General features: G+C 71.1%; 10 protein-coding genes. 2 read left to right on the forward strand and 8 right to left on the reverse strand.

The features are described 5' to 3' along the window. Nucleotides 1-346 precede the first annotated feature (346 nt). The 5 genes from WME96_RS35755 to corA form a co-directional block, all read right to left on the reverse strand. A complete protein-coding gene (locus tag WME96_RS35755) occupies nucleotides 347-10,933 on the reverse strand; it encodes a SpvB/TcaC N-terminal domain-containing protein (protein WP_437286063.1) in 10,587 nt (3,528 codons plus the stop codon). Nucleotides 10,934-11,285: 352 nt separating this feature from the next. Next, complete coding sequence (locus WME96_RS35760) at nucleotides 11,286-11,741, reverse strand: hypothetical protein (RefSeq protein WP_437286064.1); 456 nt, start codon at nucleotides 11,739-11,741, stop codon at nucleotides 11,286-11,288. Nucleotides 11,742-12,366: 625 nt separating this feature from the next. Further along, nucleotides 12,367-13,416: a PEGA domain-containing protein gene (locus WME96_RS35765; protein ID WP_437286065.1), complete on the reverse strand. Its 1,050-nt coding sequence runs from the start codon at nucleotides 13,414-13,416 to the stop codon at nucleotides 12,367-12,369. Nucleotides 13,417-13,626: 210 nt separating this feature from the next. Beyond that, nucleotides 13,627-14,703, reverse strand: a complete 1,077-nt coding sequence (locus WME96_RS35770) for a PHP domain-containing protein (RefSeq protein ID WP_437286066.1) — start codon at nucleotides 14,701-14,703, stop codon at nucleotides 13,627-13,629. Nucleotides 14,704-14,949: 246 nt separating this feature from the next. Beyond that, complete coding sequence (gene corA / locus WME96_RS35775) at nucleotides 14,950-16,152, reverse strand: magnesium/cobalt transporter CorA (RefSeq protein WP_437286067.1); 1,203 nt, start codon at nucleotides 16,150-16,152, stop codon at nucleotides 14,950-14,952. A gap of 206 nt (nucleotides 16,153-16,358) precedes the next feature. Between corA and WME96_RS35780 the strand changes: the two genes are divergently transcribed. Then, a complete protein-coding gene (locus tag WME96_RS35780; RefSeq protein WP_437286068.1) occupies nucleotides 16,359-17,744 on the forward strand; it encodes a hypothetical protein in 1,386 nt (461 codons plus the stop codon). A 113-nt stretch (nucleotides 17,745-17,857) separates the two neighbouring features. Here WME96_RS35780 and WME96_RS35785 read toward each other — a convergent pair whose 3' ends face one another. Both WME96_RS35785 and WME96_RS35790 read right to left on the reverse strand, forming a co-directional pair. Further along, the gene (locus WME96_RS35785) at nucleotides 17,858-21,736 is read right to left on the reverse strand and encodes a protein kinase domain-containing protein (protein ID WP_437286069.1); all 3,879 of its coding nucleotides are present in this window, start codon (nucleotides 21,734-21,736) and stop codon (nucleotides 17,858-17,860) included. Between the two features lie 322 nt (nucleotides 21,737-22,058). After that, nucleotides 22,059-22,394 carry a DUF2934 domain-containing protein gene (locus WME96_RS35790; RefSeq protein WP_437286070.1) on the reverse strand — a complete coding sequence of 112 codons (336 nt, stop codon included), beginning with the start codon at nucleotides 22,392-22,394 and terminating at the stop codon, nucleotides 22,059-22,061. Between the two features lie 515 nt (nucleotides 22,395-22,909). On the opposite strand from WME96_RS35790, the gene WME96_RS35795 reads away from it, so the two are divergent. Continuing rightward, a complete protein-coding gene (locus WME96_RS35795; RefSeq protein ID WP_437286071.1) occupies nucleotides 22,910-23,953 on the forward strand; it encodes a sigma 54-interacting transcriptional regulator in 1,044 nt (347 codons plus the stop codon). Nucleotides 23,954-24,037: 84 nt separating this feature from the next. Here WME96_RS35795 and WME96_RS35800 read toward each other — a convergent pair whose 3' ends face one another. Next, nucleotides 24,038-24,805, reverse strand: a complete 768-nt coding sequence (locus WME96_RS35800; protein ID WP_437286072.1) for an AraC family transcriptional regulator — start codon at nucleotides 24,803-24,805, stop codon at nucleotides 24,038-24,040. Between the last annotated feature and the right edge of the window lie 54 nt (nucleotides 24,806-24,859).

The raw sequence follows: 24,859 nt of genomic DNA on the forward strand, positions 1-24,859 counted from the left end.
TCGGCAGTATACCGCCAGGCGAGCGTGCGTTCAACCACCAAGCGGAACCGACCCGATCTCGTCTAGGATTTGTTCCCTCGCCGGACAATAGGCAACTGGCTCCCACGCCGTCGGCACGCTCGACGACACCGCCGGTAGTCATACGCCTTGTCCCAGGGAATACGCGTCGTAAGAACGAACGGGATGCCTGTTAGCGCCTGATGATGTGGATCTGGTCGGCAACCGTAGGAAATACGGTTGCTCGGGTGGTGGGAGCGGTTCGATCTCGTGCCAGAGTTCGACGGGTAGGAGGGGACAGGTCGGAACCAGGCAAGATCATGCACGTTTTGAGGGGCGCGCCTAGATATCAATCGGTATCGAACCGGGTTCCGCTGGGAAACGCGCCTCTGCCATGTTCGGCCTCACAGGGAGGGCAGACATTCTTGTAGGTTCCCTTCTTAACATCGATGGGCTTGGAGAATACTCCGTTCGGCATGGCGTCCTTGGCAACGCCCTCGGCATGCCTTCCCGGTCGACTCGCAAATGCGGCCGCTTCCTGGGTTGCTGGATCGTATCGCCCAACTACGACCGCTGCTCGTTTGCGTCCCCCGCCGGTCTTTGCGGCTTCAGCCGCACGCTTTTCCCAAGCGAGTGCGTCAGCTACTTCCACGCCTTCGCTCACCGTCGGTGGACGCACTTCAACTGTTGGTCCCGCCTCTGCAGCTCGCCTACCGACGTCCGCTGCTTCGTCGCCGTGCTGGGCGACGGCCTTGGCCGCGTCGGTGCCATGGTCAACCGCCTTGCGCACGTCGTTCAGCTTGTCGGCGCCGCGGCCTGCCATGATCGCGGCGCCAACCCCGGCGGGCACCAGGGGCAAGGCTAACGCGAGCCCGTCGAGGACGATGCCGCCGGCGTCAATCGCTGCGCTTCCCCATCTGCGCTCCGCTATGTTGTCGACCAGGGATGCGATGCCCATCCCCAAGCTGATGCCGTCCCATACCGACTCGACGTACTGCCCCTTGCGGTCGACATTGTTCGTGGGGTTGTTGCCCGCGTACGCGTACAAGCTGAGGTTGAACGGCGCATAGACCCCGAGCGCGGGCTGCCCGCTGAAGTACTGCGCGACCATCGGATCCGGGCTCAGCCACTGGCTCTGGCGCCCGTCGTAGTAGCGCGCGCCGAAGTAGTGGAGGCCCGTGCCGATATCGAGCTCCTTGCCGCTGAACGTGTAGCGGCGGGCCAGCTCGTAGCGGGAATCGGTCTCATCCCGCCAGAGCTCGCCGCTCGGGAAGTACTCGTTGTGCTGGATGAGCGTCTGCTCTTCGTTGCTGGAGTACTGCGTGCTCCTGAGATGGTCGGTGTGGAAGTACAGGGTCGGCGGGTAGTTCAGCCAGGCGCTGTCCATCTTGGACGCGAGCTGCGTGTCCCCCGCGTACACGTGCTTGGTGAGATAGCGACCGTCGCGGATCGTGAGGTCCTGGCTGATGTACGCCGTCTCTTCGAGACCTACGACGTCGTGCTTCGAGATCGCGCGCTGCCCCTCACCATCGTAGAGGTTCCTCGAGCGGGTCTGGTTGAAGAGCTTGATCTCGCTCGCGAGGTTCTCTTCGTTCCAGATGATCTCGCGGGTGGCGCCGCGGAAGGTCCATGTCCGCTGATTGCCGCTCGCGTCGTACTGGTACACGCGATCGTCGCGCTGCGTCTCCACATGGAGCTTCTCGGAGGTCTTCGTGACCGCGTGAGGCCGGGGCCCCGCGTACGTGTAGATCGCGTCGTACGTCTGCTCGGGGATGAGGTGATCGTTCGCCCACCCGTCATCCTCGCCGTCCTCTTCGTCACGCGGAGAGGAGTCCGGCACCTGCCGCAAGCTCTTGTTCGTCTTCCTGGTGATGTTGTGGATGTCGCTGTACTCGAACGCCTGCGTGTAGCGATACCTCTCATGGGACCTGGCCTGCACCACGCCGGCCGCCTGCGTCAGGCGGTCCAGAGCGTCGTACTGGTACGTGTGCTTCAGATTGCCCACGAGCACGCTGCCGTTCATCTGGTTGTCGAACGGCGCGTCGTTCCGCAGCTCGGTCACGTTCCCGGCATGGTCGTACGTGAAGTCGAGCCGCTGGAACGGCCTCGCCGGCTTGTTCTGCTGACGCAGGAACGGGTCGCGATGGTCCGCGTTGACGTTGGCGAGCCTGCGCGTGCGCGGCTTGTACTGGTGCGTCGTCTCGATGAAGTTGCCCGCGATGAGCCGGACCTTCTGCCCGAACTCGTCGTAGCCGATGTGCGCGAGGTAGATGGTGTTCGGCGACTCGTCGGGGTGCTGCTCGTTGATCTCCGTGTTCAACCCGAGGATGCTCTTCAGGTTGCCGCCGGCGTCGTAGCTGTAGCTGATCACCTCGCGGCTCGGATCGCCGAGCGGCATCTGGTCGGGGTTGGTCCCGACCCGCAGGTCCGGGAAGAGAATGCGGAGCACCCGGCCGAACGAGTCGAACCGATGCTCGACCTGGTAGCGGTAGGGACCGCGGTGCGGCTCCCGCAGCCGCGGGAACGTCGCCTGGAGCTGGACCCTGTTGCCGTGCCGATCGTAGCGGAAGGTGCGCTCGCCGGCCTCGCTGGTCTCCGTCATGACGCGACCGGCGACGTTTCCGTTGGCGTCCCCCGCGAGCGACGGACCACCGTAGGTGTAGACCCGCGGCGTGCTCGTCGGATAGGTGACCTGCCGCAGGCGATTGTAGTCGTACTGGTAGGTGATGCGCTGCGACGACGCCCGCAGCTTCGCGGTCTGCTTCTCCCGCAGGTTGCCGACCAGATCGTACTCCCACTCGATGAGCCCGGCGTCAGGGCTGCTCAGGCTCACCATGCGCCCGAGCGTGTCGAACGTCGCGGTCGTGACGTTGCCATGAGCGTCCTCGACCTGGACGAGGTCGCTCACGGGGTTGTAGCGGTACTGGGTGACGATCGGCGTGCCATCCGCTGGATTCGCGCGCTCGATCATCTCGACCACGCGATCCATGACGTCACGGTGCTGGATGGTCACCGCGTCGTCGGGCTCCGTGACCGTGGTGCGGAAGCGCAGGACTCCCTCCTGGTCCAGCCCGAAGCCGTAGGTCGTATGGGTCTCGACGAAGTTCTGCCCGATGTCCTCATGATCGGCGGGCGTCGTCAGCTTGGTCACGCGCCCGAGGGCGTCGTACTCCCACGTCGTGAGGACATCGTCCGAGTCCGATACGTCTACCAGGGCAGTGGCGGCCTCCGTGCTGAAGACGGGCTGGCCCTGCGCCTCCCGGCGCCCGCGCTCGTCGAACTGGATATAGCCGCTGACCATCATCCCGACCTCGGTGTGGTCGCCGAAGTCCTTCTCCAGATCTTTCTTCGTCTGAATGACGCGATCGAAGCCGTCGATGAAGGTGACCGTCTCGACGTAGTCATGGAGATGGGGCGGGGTCGTGGGCGCGTTCCGGGAGACGTCCTTGTGGCCCATGATCGCCCAGAACGGCGCGGCAGAAACCCCCGGCTGCAGCCCGTACTCGGCGCGCAGCGTGGGGACCACGCCCTCCTGCGCGACGGCATCCTCCACGAAGTCGTTTGGACCCCACACCGCGATCAGGCGGCCGAAGGCATCGTACTTGTACCTCGTGCCATGGCCGTTCAGATCGGTCGTCGTCTCGACAGCACCGAACAGGTAGTTTGGGCTGCTCTCGGACGTGTAGCCGAAAGAATCCGTGATGCTCGTCCGATAGATCCCCGTGGCGTCATAGAGGTAGGTGAGCTCGTAGGCGTTCGGATCGATCAATTTGTGGATGTTGCCGAACTCATCCCGCTCGATCGTGACCGTGCTCGCGGCGTCGTTGTACGTCGCGTTGGAACCCGGAATGCCGCCCCCCGTGATGTGATGGCTGAACGTCTCGAGCGCGCCGGTCGTGGGATGGTAGGTGGCCCGCCGATCCCGCAGCACGGCGCCTGAGGCGCTTCCGCTGCGCGCCACCACCCGGTCCGGCTGCGCGAGGTACAGCTCGCTCGGGCTCGAGTAGCTGAAGCCGCGCGTTTCGTACTCGACCTTGTAGAACAGGTCGTCCGCGGTGCCCTCGTCGGCGCTCAGGAAGAGCGTATCGAGGCCCCCGTGGTCGAAGCTCCAGGTCCGCTGCTCCGCCGTGGACTTCTGCGCCGTCGCCTCTCCCTCGAACCACTCCGTCGTGCGGTGCGTCTCCGCGGGGAAGAACGAGCCGACGATGGGATCCGGCTTTGCCTGCACGCTCGCACCGCCGGGCGTCGGGTCTTCGTACGTGAACGTCTGGCGCGTGTAGGGGACGAGATCGCCGCTCGGCGTGAAGCCGCGCTCGATCGTCTGCTCGACCAGCCCACGACGGTAGTAGTCCTGATTGAAGTACTGCGTCTCGATCTGCGAGCCGTCGCCCGAGCCGTCCACCCAGGCGCCCTCGCTGTCCTTCACGCCGCGCGTCAGGGTGACGATCGACGAGCCGTAGTCCTCGCGCTCGAGGCGATCGTACTTGCCCGTCTGCGCGCGGGCGGCTCCGCCCGCCGGCGCCGTGTAATCCAGCGTCTGACCGAGGGCCTGGCCACGGCCGTCCATCGAGACGACCGAGACGAGGGCGTAGCTGTTGCCCGGCAGGTCGACGCTCGGCTCCGCCTCGTCGCCTACCTCGTTGCCGTAACGCTCGTACTCGAGCTCGAACCTGCCGTCGAAGGGGCGGTTGACGGCCTTGAGGAGGTTGGCCCTCCCGAGCTGGTTCAGCTTGACGTGGACCTGGGCTTGGCCGTCGACCTTGGCGACGTGATCGACCAGCCCGTCGCCGTTCACGTCACGCCAGGCCACGTCGCTGCCGCCCGCCGTGTCGTTGTAGAAGCCGTAGACGCTGCCGCAGACGAAGAAGTAGCAGATCTCGGCGTCGAAGGTCGCGCTGTAGTCGCGCGAGCTGGAGAAGGTCAGCGCCTCCTGCTTGCGCTTGGTGGTGTCGAACGCCTTCAGGATGTCCGAACCGACGGTGGCGAATGCATCCTCCACGTCGCTCGGCCATGGCGGGAGATCCCACGTCTGCTCCGTGTCGAAGCGATCGCCCAGGTTCAGCTTGACCCGGAGCTGCGGGTCATACGGCAGCCGGCTGACGTGATCGAGCAGGCCATCGCCGTTGACGTCGATGAAGTCCACCGCCTGGCGGTTGATGCTGTAGACGTACCCCGCGCCGACGTGCCCGCCGCCCCCGAACACGCCCACGCTGAACGACGCGCCGACCGAGACGCCTGCGCTGAGCGAGCCGGTGTCCTCGTAGCGCGCGGCGTTTGGACCGGTCTCGACGTCCATCACGTTGATGGCGTTCAGCACGTCCTCTCGGAGGCCGATGCCGCTGGCGCTCCAGTCCGGATTCGGCCACTCGATCGGCGCCGTGAGGCCGTAGCCGGTGTTGAGGCGCACGACGGGGTTTCCGCCTTCGGGGCTGAAGGATACGCGGTCCGGCAGGCCGTCATGGTTGATGTCGAGCAGCTCCGTCTTCCCGGAGCTCACCGCGTAGTCGAGCCCGACGGAGAAGCTCGTGGACATGACCGCGCGCGTCCGGCCGCGCGTGTCCGTGTCCGGGACCGCCTGGTCCTTCTCGTCGCTGCCGCCGAGCGACATGCTCGCCTTGAAGCGCATGCTCTCCTGGTCGACCTCGCGGAACTCGTCGAAGTCGACCGCGCGCTTGGAGGTGAAGCCGCCGCCGGTGTTGAACAGGACGCCGTTGCGCGTCACCAGGTCGGGCAAGTTGTCCCCGTTCATGTCGAGGAAGTCGACCTCACCCGTGGTGTCGGCCGCGCCGATCCCCATGCCGACGTTGAACGCGTTGGCGTCCAGGCCGTAGCTCCACGTGTCGGACAGCCGCAGCGCCTCGATGCCCCCGCTCCCCGAGAAGCCGCGGCCTGCCTTCGTGCGGCCGGGCGAGAACAGACCGCGTCCCACGAAACTGTTCTGACCCCGCGTGCTGTACACGGGACCAGCGCCGCCAGCCATCCCCGCGCGGGAGATGGTCGCGAAGAAGAAGGGCGCCGTGTCGCTGCTCACGTTCGCGTGCTGGATCGCCGCTTCGCTGAAGGTCTGGTCGCCGCGATAGTCGCCGAACGACCACCGGTGATATCCGCCCGCCATCATGTCGTGCGTGGGCGCCGGCGCCTCGGTGTCCCCGAAGTTGGGATCCAGCCAGCGGACGTTGACGGGCGCGAGGTCCCCTCCGGTCGAGGGATCCCAGTACACCTGGCCATCGCTGGGCGTCGCGCCGACGCGCGTGAGGGGCGATCTGGAGATCAGGGTGAAGTAGATGGGCTCACCCGGGGTGATGCCGACCGGCGCGGGGAGCGCGGCGGGGCCCGTCGCCGTGGGGCCGAGGCACGCCTTCGAGAAGAGCTTGTTGACGCCCTGCACGAGGGCGCACACCGGGTGGCTCGTGAAGCCCTTCATGAAGGTGCCCGCGCTGGTCGAGCTCTCCGCCGTCACCGGCGTCGTCGGCGCGCCGGCCTGCCACATGAAGACGGCGATGTTCACCTCCGGCTGGTGCACGATGAAGCTCACGGGCACCGGATCTTCCGGCGTCGGATCGTTCTCGATCTCGCAGACGATGGTCTCCGGATCTTCCTCGGAGGGACCGCACCCGAGCACGGCCCCTTCCACGTAAGCCTCGGCCTCCGGGTCCGGCCGGCTGTAACGCGTGTACTCGACGACGGGCTCCCAACCCACCCGCTCGGGATCCACCGGCGAGTCCGACTTCAGCTCGAAATAGAGCAAGTCGCCCGTATCGACGCGGACGCCGGTCGCGGTGACCTGATACGCCCCTTCGAAGCTGGCGGCCAGAGGGGTGCTCGCCACGAGCTGCGCCGCAGCCCACGTGGTCGCGGTGGACGGTACCTTGTAGACGTTGAGCTGGACGTCATCGGAGGTCGAGAGCTTGGTCCCGCCTCCGAGCACGCTGACCTCGCCCGGCGCGTTCGGGATCCAGGGCCGCTTCGGCATGCCCACGAGGCGGAAGTCGTCGGCCAGCGACGTGCGGTAGACGAACGCGCCGTACACCTCACGGTCGTCGACGCGGCTGGCGGGGATCCCCTGGTACGCGATCTCGGGAGACCACTGCACGAGGTCCTTGCGCGGGTCGTCGACCGCGCTCACGCGGAAGTAGAGGTCGTCCCCGACGCCGAGGGGCTCCTGGAGCGGCGTGGCGCCGTTGCAGGTGTTGCCCGCGGTGGGCACGCACGGCGCCAGATCGCCCCCGGCGAACGTCCGGGTCCAGATCGGCGGGAGCGCGTCGTTCTTGAGGATGGAGACGGTGACCCCGTCGCCGCCCGCCGCGCCCTTCTGGATGGCGCCGCCGATCTGCACCGTGCCGGCGAACGGCGCCTTCCAGCGCGCCAGCGGGTCGACGAGGAAGAAGCTGCTCTTCTGGTTCTCCAGGCGGTCCGCGTTCGCGAACGCGATCATCGACTCGTCGTACGCGCCGAACGTCTCCTCGCCTCCGAAGCGGTCCTTCGCGCCCTTGCGGACCTTGATGGCGCCGTCGCTCACCCACACCTGATCGACGAAGCCGTCGCCGTTGATGTCGGAGAGGATGTGGCGATCCTCGGCTTCCGTGTGGCCAAGGCTACCGCCGAGGCCGAGAGCGCCGCCGAGCACGGAGATCCCCGCTCCGGCAGTCCAGCCGCCGGTGCTGGTGTATCCGAGCGAGTTCTCTCCGACGCCAGGGATGCTCTTGTAGCTCAGGTGATCGAAGGGGGGCAGGAGGCGAGGCCCCGTGTTGACGCTGCTGCTCGGACCGCTGAGGAGGTCGAGCATCCCGTCGCCGCTGACATCCAGGAGCGAGCGGCGCACGCGGCTGTGCCCGCTGGAGCCGCCGAGGCTCGCGCTCGCGGAGATGACCGGGGTCTTCACGCCGATGCCGCCGCCGCCGCCGAAGCTCGATCCCTTCGTCCGGGAGAGCCCGAAGTCCGTGCTCAGGCCCGAGCCCGACTTCAGCGTGCCCCAGACCTCAGGCTCCGCGAAGGGGGCCGGGGGCGGCTCCTCGTACTCGAAATCGTGTTTGTACAGCTCGGTGCCGTCGGTGCCGAGCAAGCCGACCTCCTCGAGCAGCGTCTTCTGGAAGGCGCCAAGCGTGTAGCGGAGGTCGTAGCTGCGGATGATCGTGTCGCCAAAGGCGACCTCGACGCTCTCCAGGCGGCGCGACGTCTTGATCGGGAAGCCGGCCCGCGCGTCGACGGTGCGGTCGGGCCGGGTCTCGGCGGCGTCGAGCACGAAGCTCACGTTGTAGGTCCCGTCGCAGTCGACCTCGTCCTCCGAGGCGATGGCGCCGTAGCAGATCTTCTTCGGATAGACCTGCGGCATCGAGACGCCGGACATCGTCTGCTCGTCGTGGAAGTACTTGAACACGATCCGATTTCCGAACCGGTCCTCGGCGTACTCCAGGTTCCACTTGAAGACGCGGCTGGCGTCGTTGGGGTCGGCGAGGCGCGCGTTCGCGGTCTTGCCGTAGACCGACTTCACCCCGTTCTTGTCGGTCACCTCCCAGTAAACGATTCCCGGTTCGCCGGTCGGCAGCCGCAGGATGCGCTGGAACGCGCCCTCGACGCGGCGCTCATACCGCATGCCGCCGGCGGCGGGGCCGACGGCGGTCAGCTGGGCGCCGTCGAGCGCGTAGCGCACCGAGCCCGCGACGGAGCCCGGGTGATCGTTCTGGATCTTGGTACCATCGTAGTCGGGGACGCCGAAGCGCGTGTCGTGGTGGATGCTCGAGATCTCGAGGTCCCAGCCGATGCCGAGCCAGCCGTTGCCACGGGCGCTCGAGTACGTGAGCGCCAGATCGGGGGCGAGGCCGTTGCGGCCCGGCGGCACGCGCAGCGGGTAGCCCAGGTTCGCCGTGCGCTGCGGGTTTGCGCTCGGCGGCTCGATCATGTCCACGCCGGCCGATGGGCTGCCGAGCTCGATGCCGTTCATCTCATCGGGCAACGTGTTCTTCGGCCCCGGCGCGTCCGGCGCCGGGAGCGTGGCGTTCATGAACTCGGTGAAGTGGTCGGTCTCGCTCACCATCACGCCGCCGCTGGCGTCCGCCACCTTGGGGATCGCGCGCCACAGGCCGAACGGCACGTCGAAGTAGAGGGTAGAGATGCTGCGCATCGTCGCCGCAGGCGGCATGCCCTCTCGGTCGAACGGCAGCGTGAGCCGCACGGGCCGCTTGAAGCGGAGCCCCGCCGGGCCGAAGCGGAAGCTGCCGCTGCCCGGCACCACGTTGACGAGCCCGCGCCCGGCGGGCGAGGCCTGGTCGCGCGTCAGGGGTCGAATCGTGATGCGCACCGGCTCCGAGACCGCCCCCGCCGGGATCTCGAGCGTCGCGCCGGCGTGGTGCAGTGTCTTCGCTTCATCGGGCGTGACCCACTCACCATAGGGCGCCCCCACGTCGGGCGTGAGGCCGTCTGGCGCGGCCGCGAGCGCGCCCTTGTCCAGGCACGGCCCGAGCTCGACCTTGCGATCGACGGTGGAGCCATCGGCCAGGGTAGCGCGCAGCTGAACCGACCACGCGGCCCCTCCCCGCGCCTCGGGGACGCTGAGCTCGAAGGCGCCGTCGCCGCCCAGCTCGGCGGGGGTGAGGGCGCGGCCATCGACGCTGACGCCCGTCACCGCGGCGCCCGCGCCGTGCACGAAGCCCCGGACGTAAGCTCGCCCCTGCTCGCACTCGCCGTGCAGCGGGTAGGCGATGCGGAGCTCCGGACGCGCTTGCGCCGGCAAGGCGCTCGCGGCCACGCGCAGATCGCCGATCGGCGAGGATTTCTCCTTGCCGCCGTGGAACGAGAAGCGAACCGTATCGAGCGTTCCGAACACGCCCGCTGCGTCCCATTGGTGCCAGCCCGACGAGAGGCCTCGAAGCGGGATCTCGAGGCGCTCCTTCCCTCCTCCGGCGATGGCGACCAGCTTGCCGTCCGACGGCTCGATCAGGCGGAAGCCGAGCGTGTGGGGGGCCGAGGGCTCGGCGAACGCGGCCGTCCCGAGCTGGGTCGCCTGCGCCGAGGGCTGGCGACCTGCGATGCTCGACAGCGCGGCGGGGGAGACCGCAGCGTAGCTGCCGCCGTGCGGGATGCCGACCACGCGCACGTGGCTCACGCTGTAGCTCGACACGGAGCCGTGCTCAACGGAGCTCCGCGGCGCCCCGAACGCCACCTGATTCACGCCCTGCTTGAGCCACGCGGGGTTGATCTCCTCGACCTGCAGACCGGACTTGGCGCTGGCCGGCGGGAGCGCCGCCGACGCGCGCTCGGCCGCGCCGTTGATGCTGCGCGGCACGCCGCTCCAGTGCGACACGCCCTCGAGCTCGTAGACAAGGAACGCGCGCGACAGCGAACGCGGCTCGGCGAAGACGTCGACCTCGAATGTCTGCGCGCCTTTGCCGACCTCCCCCGCGCGCGCCGTGGCACGTTCCGAGGAGAAGACGAGCGCTCCCGGGAAGCCGTTGCTCGTCACCCGATCGGCCCACTGCGCTTCCGGCAGCACGCCCACCGGATCGCGAGCGCCCCAGAACGCGAGCTCTGCCAGGCCGGACTCATCCCCGGGGAGCCACTCGACGATCGCCCGCTCGGCCAGGACGGGCAGCGGCATGCGCAGCGGGCCGAGGGAGCCCGAGAGCTCCAGCGGGCGCTTCTCGGCGCCCTCGAGGACGCGCTCGCCCGCGGCGCCGTCGACGGTGATGGTCAATGCGCCGCGGGTCCGCCCGAAGCCGCTGACCTGGTGGATCCAGGTGGGCTCGGCGAAGCGGACCTCCACGCGAATCGGGGCTCCCGAAGGGGAGGACAGCGTCGTCCGCGCGTCGCCGTCGAAGAGCGACCAGGCTGCGCTCGGATCCGCGTTCGCAGGGGCGTTGAGCCACTGCGCCGAGGCCACCGCCGCGACGGTCGTCGCGTCGCCCGAATCCGGGAGCGCGGTCGCCGCATCCCGCGCCACGCTCTCCGGCGCCGCAGCGCCAGATAAGCCAGCCTTCGCGGACTCGATCTCGCGCAGCGCATCGTCGAGCGGGAGGCTGGGCTCCGCCGCGCTCACCTTCGCGCTCGGCGCTCGAGAGGACGTTGCGGCCAGCGCGGCGATCGGCCCCGCGAGCCCCAGCGCCTGGATCAAAACGAAGGACGTGGTCCGAGCCCTCTTGGATCGACCGATGACATTCAGCATGGTGCGCTTCCTCGCAGCTCGCTGGTCAGCTGCTCACTCCCATCACAAACGAATCGAATCTTCCCTGCGCCGCGCTCCCGAAGGCCGTGTAGCCGCCCCTCACGCGCGCTCCAATCGTCGGTCCACGGCCTCACAGCCCGCCGGTCCAGGTGCAGGTCTGGAACTCTTGCCGCGCGGTGGTGATGGCCTGCCGGCACACGTGCGCCAGCGCCTGCTTCTTGAAGGGGCTTTCGGCCAGCGTCTTCCACGCGGTCCGCTGGCGGCGGATGCCCGTCTGCTGCTGGTTGAACTGGTGCGACGGCAACGTCGCCTGCATGCACATCTCGAACTGGTCGAGATAGCTGTCGCACTCCGTGACGCCGGTGCTGCCGTCGTTGGCGGTCAACGAATTCGACGCTCTGCCGGTCCCCGGCGCAGCGCCGTCCTCGCACGCGAGGAGCAACAAACAGAGGGCGCCCAGCCACGAGGCGCCGCGCAGCGGCGCGCTCGGGAGCCAGCTTGAGCCCGCAATCTTCAGCCGAACCGGCGGACGCACGCACGTCGCCGCCGCACCGCGCCCCTGGGCGTTGCTGCCATGTTGCTGCATGTCGCTTCCTTCCCGAATCGTCCCGGTAAGGGACAAATGTCTAGAGCCAAATGGCTCTGACACCCCGCCGCGTCACATCGCGCAGGAGTCTCCGGGCGGCGTTACCCACCGCCCCGGAACCACAGGGCGCATGTAAGCACTACGACAAGCAAACCGTCCAGACTCACTCGTGCTTACAGCAAGAATCTGCCGACCGCTTCAAGCTCCCATCGCATGTGCTTGCGGACGGACCAGCTGGCCAAACTGTCTGCCGGCGCTCCGGTGCTTGCTTCAACCGCAATCCATCTGCGCCGGAGCAGGCGGGCGTTTGCCTGGGGCCGGCGCGCGCAAACGAAGTGGGTTTGCCGGGCGCCGGCGCGCGCAAACGAAATGGATTCGCCGGCGCCGGCGCGCGCAAACGAAATGGATTCGCCGGCGCCGGCGCGCGCAAACGAAATGGATTCGCCGGCGCCAGCGCGCGCGAACGGTGGATAGCGTGGCGACGCGGGCGGCGTCGACCGCCGCGGCGGGAGCGGTGAGCTTCCGTGCGAGATCGACGCTCGACGATCGTGTCAAGGTCGCGGCCCGGCTCACGACGACCCCCGGCGCGCAGCGGGCCAGCGTCGCTACACCAGGACGTGCCTTGTCACCACGTGCCCTGAAGGAAGACCCCCGCCCGCTCTGCCGTCATCACCGGCACGACGCGGACGCCCTGGCGGGCCGGCTCGCTCGCCAGGGACGACCGATCCGTGAGGAACGCGGCCGCCGTCACGGCCGCGAAGACGCCGCCCGCCACCAGCGTCCCCACCCCGAGCTCGCGGAACAGGTCCCGCGCCTCGGCCGTGTCGCGGAGCTCGGCGCAGGCCGTCGGCGCGCCCGCCGCCCCACACGCGGACGGGTCCCACCCTCCGCGGCGGAGCGCGGCCTCCTGCGCGGCGAGGTCGTCGCGGAGGACGCCGGACCGCAGGAGGAAGACCGTGCCGACCGCCACCGTTGCCGTCGTGAGCGCCACCCCACCGATGCGCAGCTCCGCCAGCGGGAAGGTCGACCCCGCCGGAGGCGCAGCCGGAGCCGCCGAGAGCGGCGCAGCGGGGGCCGCCTCCGGCGCGCGCGCGACGCGCTCCGGAAGGCGCCGCAGCTTGAGGACGATCGGGTGCGTCAGGCCAGCCTCGGCGGTGAACGAGCGCTCCGCCTCCTCGTGCCCCTCGAGCCGCGCCCGCGCGGTGTGCTCCCCCGGCTCGACGAACACCTCCTGGACCGGCTCCGGCGGGTAGAGCGCCTGCCCGTCGATCAGGACCTCGGCGCCCGGCGGATTGGTCGTCACGTAGACCGTCGCCACGCGCTTCGCGGCGCGCTGCAGGCCATCATCGACCTGGCCGCGGAGCCATCCGCTGATCACGCCCCGGTGCTCGAGGCACTGCGCCAGGTGGGTCGCCGCGTCCCGATGCCGCCCCAGCGAGAGCTCGACCAGCCCGAGCTCCCCGGCGATCGTCGCCCGCTCCGCGTCGGTCGTCCACGCCCCCTGCGCCGCCTCCAGCGCCCGCTGGTAGGTCGCCGCCGCCGCCACCAGCCGCCCGGCCGCCTGCGCCTGCCTGGCGCGGCGCAACAGCCCCGCCGTCATCGACGCCGCGCGCGCGTCCGGATCGGTGTAGGGCTCGTCCGCGCTCGCCTCATTCCCGACACCGGCGACGGACATCGCGAGAGCGCACGGCAACACCCAGGAGATCAAGCGACGCACGCACTCTGAGATACTTGCTGCGGCGATACCAAGTCAATTGGCAGCTTCGTCGCTCCACGGTCCCGTAGGCCTGCGTCCACGCCCGCTTTCCCTCCGGCTGTGAGCCCTCCTCGTGAGCGACTCGCTGGAGACGTGGGTGGACCACCGCGGCGGTGGAGCGCCTCGCCCCTACTCCACCGCCGCGTACGCCTGCGTCCACGCCCGCTTCCCGTCCGGCCGCGTGATCCGCGCCCGCACGTACCGCTCTCCCCCGCGCAGCCGGTACGTCGCCCGCCCCGCCACCGGCCGCTGCTTCTCCAGCACGCGCCCGCCGGCCCCGATGAACTCGACCGTGGCGTCCGGCGCCTTCGGCCACACCGAGAACGCGTCGTCGGCGATCGCGATCCTCCGCAGCCTCGCGCCCGTCGACGCATAGAGCCGGCCCCAGGCGAGCGCGCTGCAGATCGCGGCGCTCGACACCTCGCGAGAGAACACCTCGATGAAGGCGCGGCCAGGCCCCGACGGCGGGGCGCCCGAGTCGGGCACGAGCTGGTGCATGTCGTCCACCGCGACGCCCGCGATCGCCCCACCGGCGGCCCCCCTCGCCGTCAGCACCGTATCCCACAGCGCCTCGTGCGACGGCCGCGTCGCGTCCCCGTCCGTGTGCACGTACGGGTGCCCGCTCTGGATCTCCAGCAGCTCCGCCCGAGGCGCCGCCAGGAGGTCGGCCGCCGAGAGCGCCCAGTCGAAATTCGGATGGTTGATCAGCGCCACGCCGCCCTCGGCCCGTACGCGCTCGATCGCCCACCGGAGCGCCTCGCCCTTGGTGGGGAAATTCCCGCCGCCGATCGTCCCCTGCGCGCAGAGCGCATTCACGTGCACTTGCCGCCCCTCCGCCGTCATCGTGATCTCCTCGCCCGGGATGACGACGAAATGCGATGTCGCCGGGAAGCCCTGGAACATCGCAGGATCGACCCGCTGGTTGTGGTCCGTCAGGGCCACGAACGCATACCCGTTCTGGCGGTACCAGCGGACGACCTCGCGCGGCTCGCTGTCACCGTCGCTCATCGACGTGTGTGTATGAATGTTCCCGCGCTGGAACACCGACACGTCGAGCGATTTCTCGAAGCGCAGGCGTCCCGGCGGCCCTTCCAGGCCCGCGGCGGCGTCGGAGGCGGCGGAGAGGCTCCCCTTCCAGCAGGCGAAGCCGAGGAGCGCCGCTCCACCGACGAGCAGGCCAGCGATCCAGCGTTCGCGAATCCTCATCTCGATAACCGAGAGAGTATACCGCCGCCAGCGGGCGCGACCAATTCAATGCGACGCATTTCCGCGGGCGCAACGCGCGCGTCCCCTCCGGTGCGCCTTCCGTGGGACCCCTCCCCTTTCCACGCCTGCCCCGCCCCCTGCCGTCGTCCGCCCGTCCACCTGCAAATCACCCCGCCGCCCCGCCGCGCCGCCCCCCGCGGCCGCGACGCAGCGCAGCGCCGGCGCGCCCCCTGCCGCTGCCGCAGATCAGCGGCTGTCGCCGTCCTTCCCGAGCCAGCCCTTGCGGCGGTAGTACGTGAGCAGGCCGATGACGCTCGCCAGCATCAGGCACCAGACGAGCGGATAGCCGTAATACCAGTCGAGCTCCGGCATGTTGTACGGCGAGCTCTCGTGGTGGAAGTTCATCCCGTAGATGCCCGCGATCGCGGTGACCGGAAGGAAGATCGTCGAGATGATCGTCAGCACCTTCATGATCTCGTTCATCCGGTTCGACATCCCGGAAAGGTGGAGATCCATGAGCCCCGAGCTCAGCTCGCGGTAGGTCTCGACCATGTCCATGAGCTGCACCGAGTGATCGTACGTGTCGCGCAGGTAAAGCCGCGTGTCCTTGGAGATCATCGGGTTGTCCTCGCGGAGCAGCGCGTTGACCAGGTCGCGCTGCGGCCAGATGGCGCGCCGCAGCGTGAGCAGGTCCCGCTTCAGGTCGTGGATCGGCTTCGACATGGACCGCTTCGGATCGAGGACCTCGATCTCCAGGTCCTCGATGCGCTCGCCGAGCCGCTCGAGCACCGGGAAGAAGCCGTCGACCACCGCGTCGAGGAGCGCGTACGCCAGGTAGTCGGCGCCCCGCTGCCGCACCGCGCTCCGGCCGACGCGGATGCGCTCCCGCACCACCTCGATCACGTCCCAGTCGGCCTCTTCCTGGACGGTCAGGACGAAGCTCTTGCCGACCAGGATCGCGAGCTGCTCGGTGCGCAGCTCGCAGCGCTCATTGACCTGCGCCATGCGCGAGATGATGAGGACGTGCTCGCCCCCGTAGACGTCCGCCTTCGGCCGCTGGGGCACGTTGACCATGTCCTCCAGCGCGAGCGGGTGGACCCGGAAGATCTCGCCCAGCCGCTCGAAGGTCGGCTTGTGTCCGAGCCCTCGGACATCGACCCACGTGATCGAGGGCCGATCGTCCGTGAGGAACGGGATGCACTCGTCCAGGGACTGGATCTCCTTCTCGGACACGACGTCGGCGTCGTAGTCGATGACGAAGATCTTCGGCCGCCGCGTGTCGTCGATGACGAGCGTTCCGGGCGGCGACGCCGGCGGCGGCTCGTGCATGAGCCGGTCGCGCCTGGGTCGCTGCGTCCGGTCGAGGTCGGCCCTCTCCTGCGCCCAGGAGGTGCGCAGCTGCGGCTCGCTGTCGCTGTGTGACTCGGGGGGTAGCGTGGTGCTCGTCACGGGGACGGGATGGTAGACCAAGATCCCGGGGCATCGAGCGCGCTCGCTCCGGAACGCCGCGTGGCGTATGCTGATCCATCTGCCGCGGAGGGGGGCGGGCGCTCGCAAGGCCATCTCTTCCTCCCTGTCCCGCTGGCCGGGGGAGCGCCGCGAGGCGCGCCGGCCTGCGCCGCGCGCCGCCGCGCGCCTTGCCCTGCCGGCTGCCCATGGGAACGACCCTCGACATCGCGATCGGCCTCGTCAGCGTCTTCTTCCTGCTGAGCGTCCTCTGCTCGGCCATCCACGAGGCGCTCGCCGGCGTCTTCCGGCTGCGCGCGCTGAACCTGGCGCAGAGCATCGAGATCCTGCTGGCCGACCGCGCGCTCGACCCGCACGTCCTCCGGTCGCTCGCGGCCCGCGAGGCCGCCGCGCGCGAGGCCGCCGTCCGCGGCGCCGCCCCGAGCGAGCCCGTGATCAAGCGCCTGATCCGCGGCGCCGCCGTTCTCGTGCGCACCCGGCTGATGCCGGGACCGCCCCCGAGCCCGCTCGCGGCGGCGTTCCGGCAACACCCGCTGATCAAGGATCTCAAGTACGGCTGGGTGGGGCCGTCCTACATCCCGTCGCACGCGTTCGTGGCCGCGCTCATGGACACGCTGCGCCACATCGACTGGTCCGGGAGCGGCGCCCCGTCGCTCCCGCGGGTCGGCGCCGCGACGGCGGCCACCCCCCCCACCGCCGCGGGCTCCGCGCCTCTTTCCGCGCTCTCCGCCCCCGCGCCGGACAGCGCCGCGGATCCCTCGCCTCCGCCGGCCAGCGCCGCGCCCGCGCCGGCCGGCTCCGCCGCGCCCGCGCCGGCCGGCTCCGCCGCGCCCGCGCCGGCCGGCTCCGCCGCGCCGCCAGGCTGCGACGAGGCGCCGCTCGGCGAGCTGCGGAGCATCATCGAGCGCCTGCCCGGGGAGAGCGACCTCCGGCGCGCCCTCTCCACGATCGTCGACTACACGGTCAGGGACATGCGCGAGGCCAACATCCGGCTGGAGCGGTGGTTCAACGACGCCATGGACCGCGCGGCCGGGCGCTACAAGCGCCGCGCGCAGCTCATCATCAGCGCGACGGCGCTCGTCCTCTGCATCGGGTTCAACGCCGACAGCATCAAGCTCGCGGGCGCCCTCTCGCGCGACGCCGTGGTGCGCGCCGCCATGATCACCGCGGCGCAGGAGATGGCGAAGACGCCGCCCCGCGCCGCCCCGCTCGACGGCGGCACGGAGGAGGACGTCATGGCCGCGCTCGCCCAGGGCGGGGGCGCGCACAAGCAGCTCACCGGGCTCGACCTCAAGATCACGTGGGGCGTGCAGGCCCCCGAGCAGATGAGCTTCCCGACGCTCTGGAAGGCGCTCGCGGCGATCCTCGGCCAGGGCATCGTCGGCTGGATCCGCGGGGTGCTCGACCGGCTCGTGAGCCCCGGCATCCTCATCACCGCCGCCGCCGCCTCCCTCGGCGCGCCCTTCTGGTTCGACCTGCTCAACAAGCTCGTGAACCTCAGGACCGCCGGCAAGAGCCCCGAGCCCTACGAGCCCCCGAAGGGCGCCGGCCCCGACGCCAGCGTGACCCGCTGACCGGCGCGGGCGCCCCGCCTCACCGCGCGGGCGCCCCGCCTCACCGCGCGGGCGCCCCGCCTCACCGCGCGACCCGCCCGCCGCGCCTCACCGCGCGACCCGCCCGCCGCGCCTCACCGCTCGGCGTGGTCGAGCCACGCGCGCGCGTCCTTCTCCAGCAGCGGATCCCCGAGCCGCACCGACAGCTCGAGCAGGTCCTCGAACTCGCGCCGCGCGAGCGCGTCGTTGCGCGCGTTCTTCAGCAGCATCGCCGCCGCCCAGCGGCCCTGCAGCACGTCGTGCCAGTAGCCCTGCTCCTCCGCCCGCGCGATGAGCTCCTTCAGCCGCTCGCGCGCGTCCCCCGCCCCCTGCACGCCGTCGAGGTACGCGATGTACATCCGGTTCGAGGCCGCCACCCGCTCGTACCCCGCCTCGTCCGCCCGCTCCAGCGACTCCGCGAAGAGCGCCCGCGCCCGCTCGTGGTCGCCCAGCCGGACGCACGCGTACGCGAGGTTGTGCAGGTTCACCACCCCGTCGAAGCGCAGGCCGAGCGCCCGATCCAGCTCGAGCGCGCGCTCGCACGCCAGCACCGCGGCCCCGAAATCTCCGGTGTAGAGCTCGATCATCACGAGCAGCTTCGCCCGCACCGCCTCCGCGGCCCGGTCGCCCGGATCCGACATGAACTCCGAGCGCACCAGCGCCTCCATCGCGCCGCGTCGATCCCCCGAGGTCGCCCGCGCCAGGGCGACCGACAGCAGCGCCCGCGGGTCGTCGATGGGCCCGAGCGCGTCGAGGTCCAGCGCCGCGCGCCGCGCGCGCGCGAACTGCCCCTGCAGGCACGCGACCTCCAGGTCCACCATCAGCGCCTCGCGCAGGAGCTCGCGGTGCCCGAGCGCCATCTCGAACACGCCGTCGAGCAGGTCGTGCGACAGCCGGAACAGGTTGGTCGCGCCGAGCGCGCGGGCGAGCTCGATGCGCGACTTCACCCGCAGCTCCAGCGGCGACACCGCGTCGACGCGCGACAGGATCCGGTCCGAGGCCGCCGCCAGCGACGGCGCGCGCCGGGCGTGGCTCACCGCCTTCGAGAGGGTCTCCACCCACCGGCCGAGCTCCTCCGGATCGCGCCGCGACACGTCCGCCAGCTCGAACGCCCGCGTCATCGCCCCGATCGCCCCGTCGAACTGGCCGGCCCGCGCGCGGATCGCCGCCGCGCGCGCGAGGTGCCCCGCCGCGCCGTCGGTGTTCCCGAGCGCGAGCGCCTCGTCCGCCGCGCGGCCGAGGTGCTGGTCCACGAGCGCGAGCGCCGCCGGCTCGTCCCCGCCCACGCGCTCCAGCCAGTCGGCCGCGAGCCAGTGCCCGAGCGCGCGATCCGCGTCGGTCAGCATCTCGTAGGCCGCGTCGCGCACGAGCCCGTGGCGGAACGCGTACTCCGCCTCCCCGCGCAGCGTCGCCTCGGGCCGCGGCACGATGAGCTCGCGCTTCTCCAGCGTGAGCAGCCACGACTCGAGCTGCGGCACCTGCCCGCCCCCGCCGAGCAGCGCCTCCACCCCCCCTCGCCAGAACACCTCGCCGAGCACCGCGGCCGCGCGGAGCACCCGCCGCGCCTCGGGCTCGAGCGCCGCGAGCCGCGACTGCATCATCGCGAGCACCGTCTCCGGCACCCCCCGCGGCCGCTTCTCCACCGTCGCGCGCACGAGCTCCTCGAGGAAGAACGCGTTGCCCGCCGATCGGTCCACGATCGCCGCGAGCTCGGCCGCCGGCACCGCCTCGCCGAGCACCTCGCGCGCGATCCGCTCGCACGCCCGGCGCGACAGCTCGCCGAGGCGCATCTCCGTCGCCTCGCGCTCCTCCCAGAGGTCCGGGAACGCCTCGCGCACCCCGGGGCGCGCCAGCGCCAGCACCAGCAGCGGCTTCTGGCGCAGCATCCGGAGCGCCGCGTCGATGTACTCCACCGTGCTCCGGTCGCCGAAGTGCAGGTCCTCCAGCACGATCAGCACCGGGTGCGCGTCGCACTCGGCCCGGAGGAAATCGAGCCACGCCCGCCGCGTCTGCTCGTCCATCGCCGCGCGGTCCTGCCGGGCCGCGCGCAGGGCCGGGCTCTCCGGGAACGGCGCCCCGACCACCTCGCCGAGGAGCTCCGCGACCCGCTCCCGCGCGGCCTCGCCGACGTGCCGCGCGACCCGCGCCGCCAGCTTCTCCTGCCGCGCCTCGAGCGGCTCGCCGTCCGCGATCCCCGCCGCGCGCCGCACGATCTGCGCGAGCAGCCCGAGCGGCGCCCCGGCGCGCATCGGATCGCCGTGCGCGCGCCACACCTCGACCGGCTCGCTCCGCGCCTCGACCCGCCGGACGAGCTCGTGGCCGAGGCGCGACTTGCCGACGCCGGCCCCCGCCGTGACCAGCACCACGCGCGCGACCCCCTCGGTGGCGCACTCGTCGAGCAGGTCCTCGAGCGCCCGGAGCTCGCGCTCGCGGCCCACGAAGGTCGTCGGCCTGCCGAGCACCTTGCGCCCGCCCTCCTGCGGCTCGCGCGCGCCGAGCAGCGTGGGCCCCTGGCTGCCCGCGGCGGTCTCGAACCGATCGCCGAGGAGCGCGGCCGTCATCTGGTCGATGAGCACCGGCCGGCCCGAGGACGGATCCTCCGAGGCGTGGCGGACGCGCGCGTCGAGCAGCGCCCCGGCGCGGTCGATGACCTGCCCGACCGCCTGCGTCCCGGCGATGACGTCCCAGCCCGTGGCCAGCGCCACCCACGCGCCCGGCAGGAGCGCGTGGATCGAGAGCGCGCAGCGGGCGGCGTTCCCGGCGAGGTCGGTCGGCGAGCCCGCGCCGGCGACGACCGCGGCGACCGAGCCGTCGGCGAGCACCTCGAGCACGGCGCCGTGCGACTGCGCGGCCTGCCGGACCTCGTGGAACGGCGTGGTCGGCGGCGGGGCGGGCCGCGCCCGCACCGACGGCGCGGGCGCGAGGAGGCCTTCGGGCAGGGCGTCCTTGCTGCCGGACACGACGGTGGGGTCGTGGCCGGACAGCATCGTATCGTTCGCCCGCGCCGGGGTCGCCATCGCCTGCGGCCGGGCCGACGGCGGGCCGCGCTTGCCCGCGCTCATCTCGGCCGCGAGCACGACGCTGACGAGCCGCCGCTCGCTCTTCGTCAGCGCGGGCGTCGGCAGGCCGTTGCCGCTCGACATGTTGCCCTCGACGACGCTCAGCATCCGGAGCTCGGCGGCGATCTCGCCCGCGTCCGCCGGGCGCTCCGCGGGGTTCTTCGCGAGCAGCCGGGTCACGAGCAGGTCGAGCGACGGCGGGATGTTGGGGCAGAAGGTGCTCGGGCGCGGCGCGGCCTCGAAGAGCACCTTGGCGAGCACCGACAGCGGGTGCTGGGCGACGAACGGCGAGCGCCCGGTGATGCACTCGAACAGGAGGCACCCGATCGAGTAGAGGTCCGCGCGCGCGTCGACGTCGAGGTCGCCGCGGACGCGCTCCGGCGCCATGTAGGCGGGCGTGCCGATGGCCGAGCCCGTCAGGGTGAGCTCGTACGTCGCGTCGGCCTGGCGCGCGATGCCGAAATCGATGAGCTTGGCGCTGCCGATGTCGCCGCCCGGCAGGAACACGTTGGTCGGCTTCAGATCGCGGTGGACGATGCCGCGCGCGTGCACGGCGGCGAGCGCCTCGGCGACGCGGCCGACGAGCATCAGGCTGTGCTCGATCCCGAGCGGCCCGCGCGACAGCCTGGCGCCGAGGTCCTCGCCCTCGAGCCACTCCATGGCGAGGTAGTAGAGCCCGTCGGCCGTGACGCCGTGGTCGATGTAGCGGGCGACCACGGGGTGCTCGAGCTCCGCGAGCAGGCGCGCCTCCCGCTGGAAGCGCACGACGTGCTCCCGGCCCTGGTTGAAGATCACCTTGAGCGCGACCGCCTGGCCGCTCTGCCGGTCGAGCGCCCGCCACACCGCGCCCATCCCGCCGGAGCCCGCGAGGCGCTCCAGCAGGAAGCGGTTGGCGATGACGTGGCCTGAATGCATGGAGAGCTTCCGGGTACGGACCTTCGCGGGCCAGGCGACGCGCGGCGACGACGACGACGAGCCGTGGGCTCATCGCCCACGTCCCACCGCGAGGATACCCATCCCGCGGCGCGGCTACGAGCCTCGAAGACGCCCGGCGGCGCGCTCGGGCCGCGGGGCGAGGCGGCCGGGCGTCTTCGGGGCTCGCCGCGCGGGAGCGGCTCGTCGTGTGGGAATCGTGGGCAGATGCAGGGGCTGGGCGGCGTCGCGGGGCCCTCCCCTTCCTTCCGCGGACACCTTTGACACCTTCGCTGGATCTCGCGCCAGCGCCGCCGCGGGAGCCTCAGCTCGCGAGGCGCTCGAGCCGCGCGTCGACCTCGCGCTCGGCGTTCAGCCAGTCGTCAACGGGGTTGTTCCGGAAGCCGGCCCTCTCGGCATATCCATAGGCCACCTTGGCGATGAGGCGGTGCCGCTCCTCGCGCGAGGGCCGCGGCGCGGCCTTCGGCGCCTCGACGCGCGCGCGCTCGGCCGCGAGCTCCGCGGACGCAGACGGCATCTCGACAGCGGCGGGGGCAGAGGGCGCGCCCTTCGGCTGCACGGCGCTCGGCTTCTCCGAGGCGACCGGGGTCGGGACCTTCGTGGTCTTCGTGCGGGCCGGGGTCTTGCGCTTCGAGCTCATCTCGTCGTGTCTCCTTTCGGGTGCACGGGTCGACTAACCCAGGTCCGCGCTCACGCACAAATTTTGAGCACGTAGTTCCTCGCCCCCCGGCCCCGTCCCGTGGGGATCTCCCTTCCACGAGAGCGCCGTTCGCGGTAGAGTGGATGTGGCTGGCCGGAGGACAACTTCCGGCATCTGTCCACCGTCATCGTCGTTGGTCATTCCGCCGGTCGCGGGCCGTCCGCCGCCGTCGCTCGTCGGGGTCCATCCCTGGTGACGGCCTGCGCCGGGTGCAGCACGGGTTGTAGAAAATGGCAGACGCGGCGCTCGCCTTCTGCCCACGAATGAAAATGGCAGACGCGGCGCTCGCCTTCTGCCCACGAATGAAAATGGCAGACGCGGCGCTCGTCTTCTGCCCACGAATGAAAATGGCAGACGCGGCGCTCGCCGTCTGCCCACGAATCAGGAGATGCGATGTGGAAGACAGCGCAGCCCCTTCCTGGCGCACGGAACACCTCCGCTCCCCTGGCGGCGGGATGATGACGCGCGTCCTCTGGGTCGAGGATGACAGCGAGGTGCGCCTCGTCGGCGCCTCCGAGCGCTGGACGCGCGCGGTGGACGAGCTGCGGCGGCTCGCCGCGCACGAGCGCGCGCCCCTGCTCATCACGGGCGAGCCTGGCACGGGCAAGGAGCTCTGCGCGCGGTACCTGCACGTATCCAACCCGCGCAGCCCGCGCGCGGGCGGCCCGTTCGTGGCCGTGAGCGCGGCGCGCCTCCCGGCCGAGCGCCTCGGGGACGAGCTGTTCGGCGTGGAGACGCGGGCAGACGGCCGCCCCGCGGCGCGCCCCGGGCTCATCGAGCTCGCCCAGGGCGGCACGCTGTTCCTCGACGAGATCGACGCGCTCCCGCTCGATCTCCAGCAGCGGCTCGTGGGCGTGCTCGACGGCGAGCCGCTCTGCCGGTTCGGCGGCGAGGGCTCGCAGGTCCCGGACGTGCGCGTCATCGCCGCGACGAGCCGCGACCTCCGCGCGCTGGTCATCGAGCGGTCGTTCCATCCCGATCTTCACCAGCGCGTGGGCGCGCTCGGGCTCTCGCTCCCGCCGCTGCGCGAGCGCGACGGCGACGTCCGCCGGCTGGTCGAGCACTTCCTCGAGCGCCAGCGCGGCGCGACGGGGCTCGCGGGCGGCGGCGTCTCGCCGAACGCGCTCGCGCAGCTCGAGGCGTATCCCTGGCCGGGGAACGTCCGCGAGCTCCGGAGCGTCGTCGAGCGCGCGTTCCTCCTCGCGCACGGCGCGCCGCTCGACCTGGAGCACCTGCCGCCCGAGATCGGCGCGCTCTCGCGGGCGAGCGCGAGCGCGCCGCCGCGGCCGGGCTCGGTGCGGCCGTCCCCTCCGGCGCGCGGCAGCGCCTCGCTCGGGGAGGCCGTGCGCCGGCATATCCTCGCGGTCTACGCCGCCCAGGGCGGCAACGTGACCCGCACCGCGAGCGCGCTCGGGATCACGCGCGTCTCGCTCCGCCGTCACCTGCGCCAGTACCTCGCCGCCGACGCGCGCGGGAAGGAGCCGCTCAGCAGCGGTTAGAAGAGCAGATTGCAGGAGGTGGCTTGTCGGCTCGGGCTGCCTTGACCCGCGGTATCCGACGCCGGGCTCCCGGCCTGAGACGGCTCATCCGTGCATCGGCAGGGTCATCTCGGTCAGCGCCGCGCGCTGACCGCCGAAATAGGCCTGGGGCGCGCAGCCGAGGGCGCGCGTGAAGACGCGGTGGCATTGCGCATAACTCCCGAACCCGACGGCATACGCCGCCCGCGCGAAGCTCGCGCCGCGATCCACCTCGGCGACGAACTGCATCAGCTTGAGCCGCGCGCGGTACTCGACGACGTTCACGCCCACGTCCTTGCGAAAACGCCGGCTGATCCCGCTCTCGCCGGTGTGCAGGCGCGCCGCGAGGGCCGCCCCGGGGAGGCTCGGATCGCGCCGCAAGAGCTCGAAGATGCGGCGGCTTACCACGTGGGGGAGCGGCACGTTCGACAGCGACCGCTCGAAGAGCTCCGCGAGGCGGTGCTCCACCACCGAGGTGTCGCGCGCTCGATCGAGCGCGCCGAGCAGCGCGAGCTCCTCGGCGCGCGCGGCCGGCGTGAGCTGCACGGCGCCGAGCGCGACCTTCGACGCGGCCCCCCCGATGCGAGCCGCCAGCTCGGGGCGGAGCGCCGCGACATACAGGACGAAATCCATGCTCTCCTCGAGGAGCGCGTGGTCTTGCCCCGGCGCGAAATAGAGTAGCGTGCCCGCCACGAGCGGCACCACGCGCTCCCCCACACCCATGATGCCCTCGCCGCGAGCGACGAGGTTGATCTCCGGCTCCTCGTGGAAGTGCCGGGGCCGACGGTACTGCGGCTGGTGACGGAATACCTGGGCGCGCCGGCCGGCGAGCATCGGAAAGGGCTGGAACAACGCGGGCCGAGCGCTCAAGGCCAGGTCAGTGTGCGG

Origin of the sequence: Sorangium sp. So ce406 (assembly GCF_051474675.1) — a bacterium.
Classification (GTDB): domain Bacteria; phylum Myxococcota_A; class Polyangia; order Polyangiales; family Polyangiaceae; genus Sorangium; species Sorangium cellulosum_G.

What these genes read in the sequence shown, in the direction of transcription:
- WME96_RS35760 (WP_437286064.1), bottom strand. Translation starts at nt 11,741, where the DNA reads ATGCAGCAACATGGCAGCAACGCCCAGGGGCGCGGTGCGGCGGCGACG.
- WME96_RS35765 (WP_437286065.1), bottom strand. Translation starts at nt 13,416, where the DNA reads ATGTCCGTCGCCGGTGTCGGGAATGAGGCGAGCGCGGACGAGCCCTAC.
- WME96_RS35770 (WP_437286066.1), bottom strand. Translation starts at nt 14,703, where the DNA reads ATGAGGATTCGCGAACGCTGGATCGCTGGCCTGCTCGTCGGTGGAGCG.
- WME96_RS35780 (WP_437286068.1), top strand. Translation starts at nt 16,359, where the DNA reads ATGGGAACGACCCTCGACATCGCGATCGGCCTCGTCAGCGTCTTCTTC.
- WME96_RS35785 (WP_437286069.1), bottom strand. Translation starts at nt 21,736, where the DNA reads ATGCATTCAGGCCACGTCATCGCCAACCGCTTCCTGCTGGAGCGCCTC.
- WME96_RS35790 (WP_437286070.1), bottom strand. Translation starts at nt 22,394, where the DNA reads ATGAGCTCGAAGCGCAAGACCCCGGCCCGCACGAAGACCACGAAGGTC.
- WME96_RS35795 (WP_437286071.1), top strand. Translation starts at nt 22,910, where the DNA reads ATGATGACGCGCGTCCTCTGGGTCGAGGATGACAGCGAGGTGCGCCTC.
- WME96_RS35800 (WP_437286072.1), bottom strand. Translation starts at nt 24,805, where the DNA reads ATGCTCGCCGGCCGGCGCGCCCAGGTATTCCGTCACCAGCCGCAGTAC.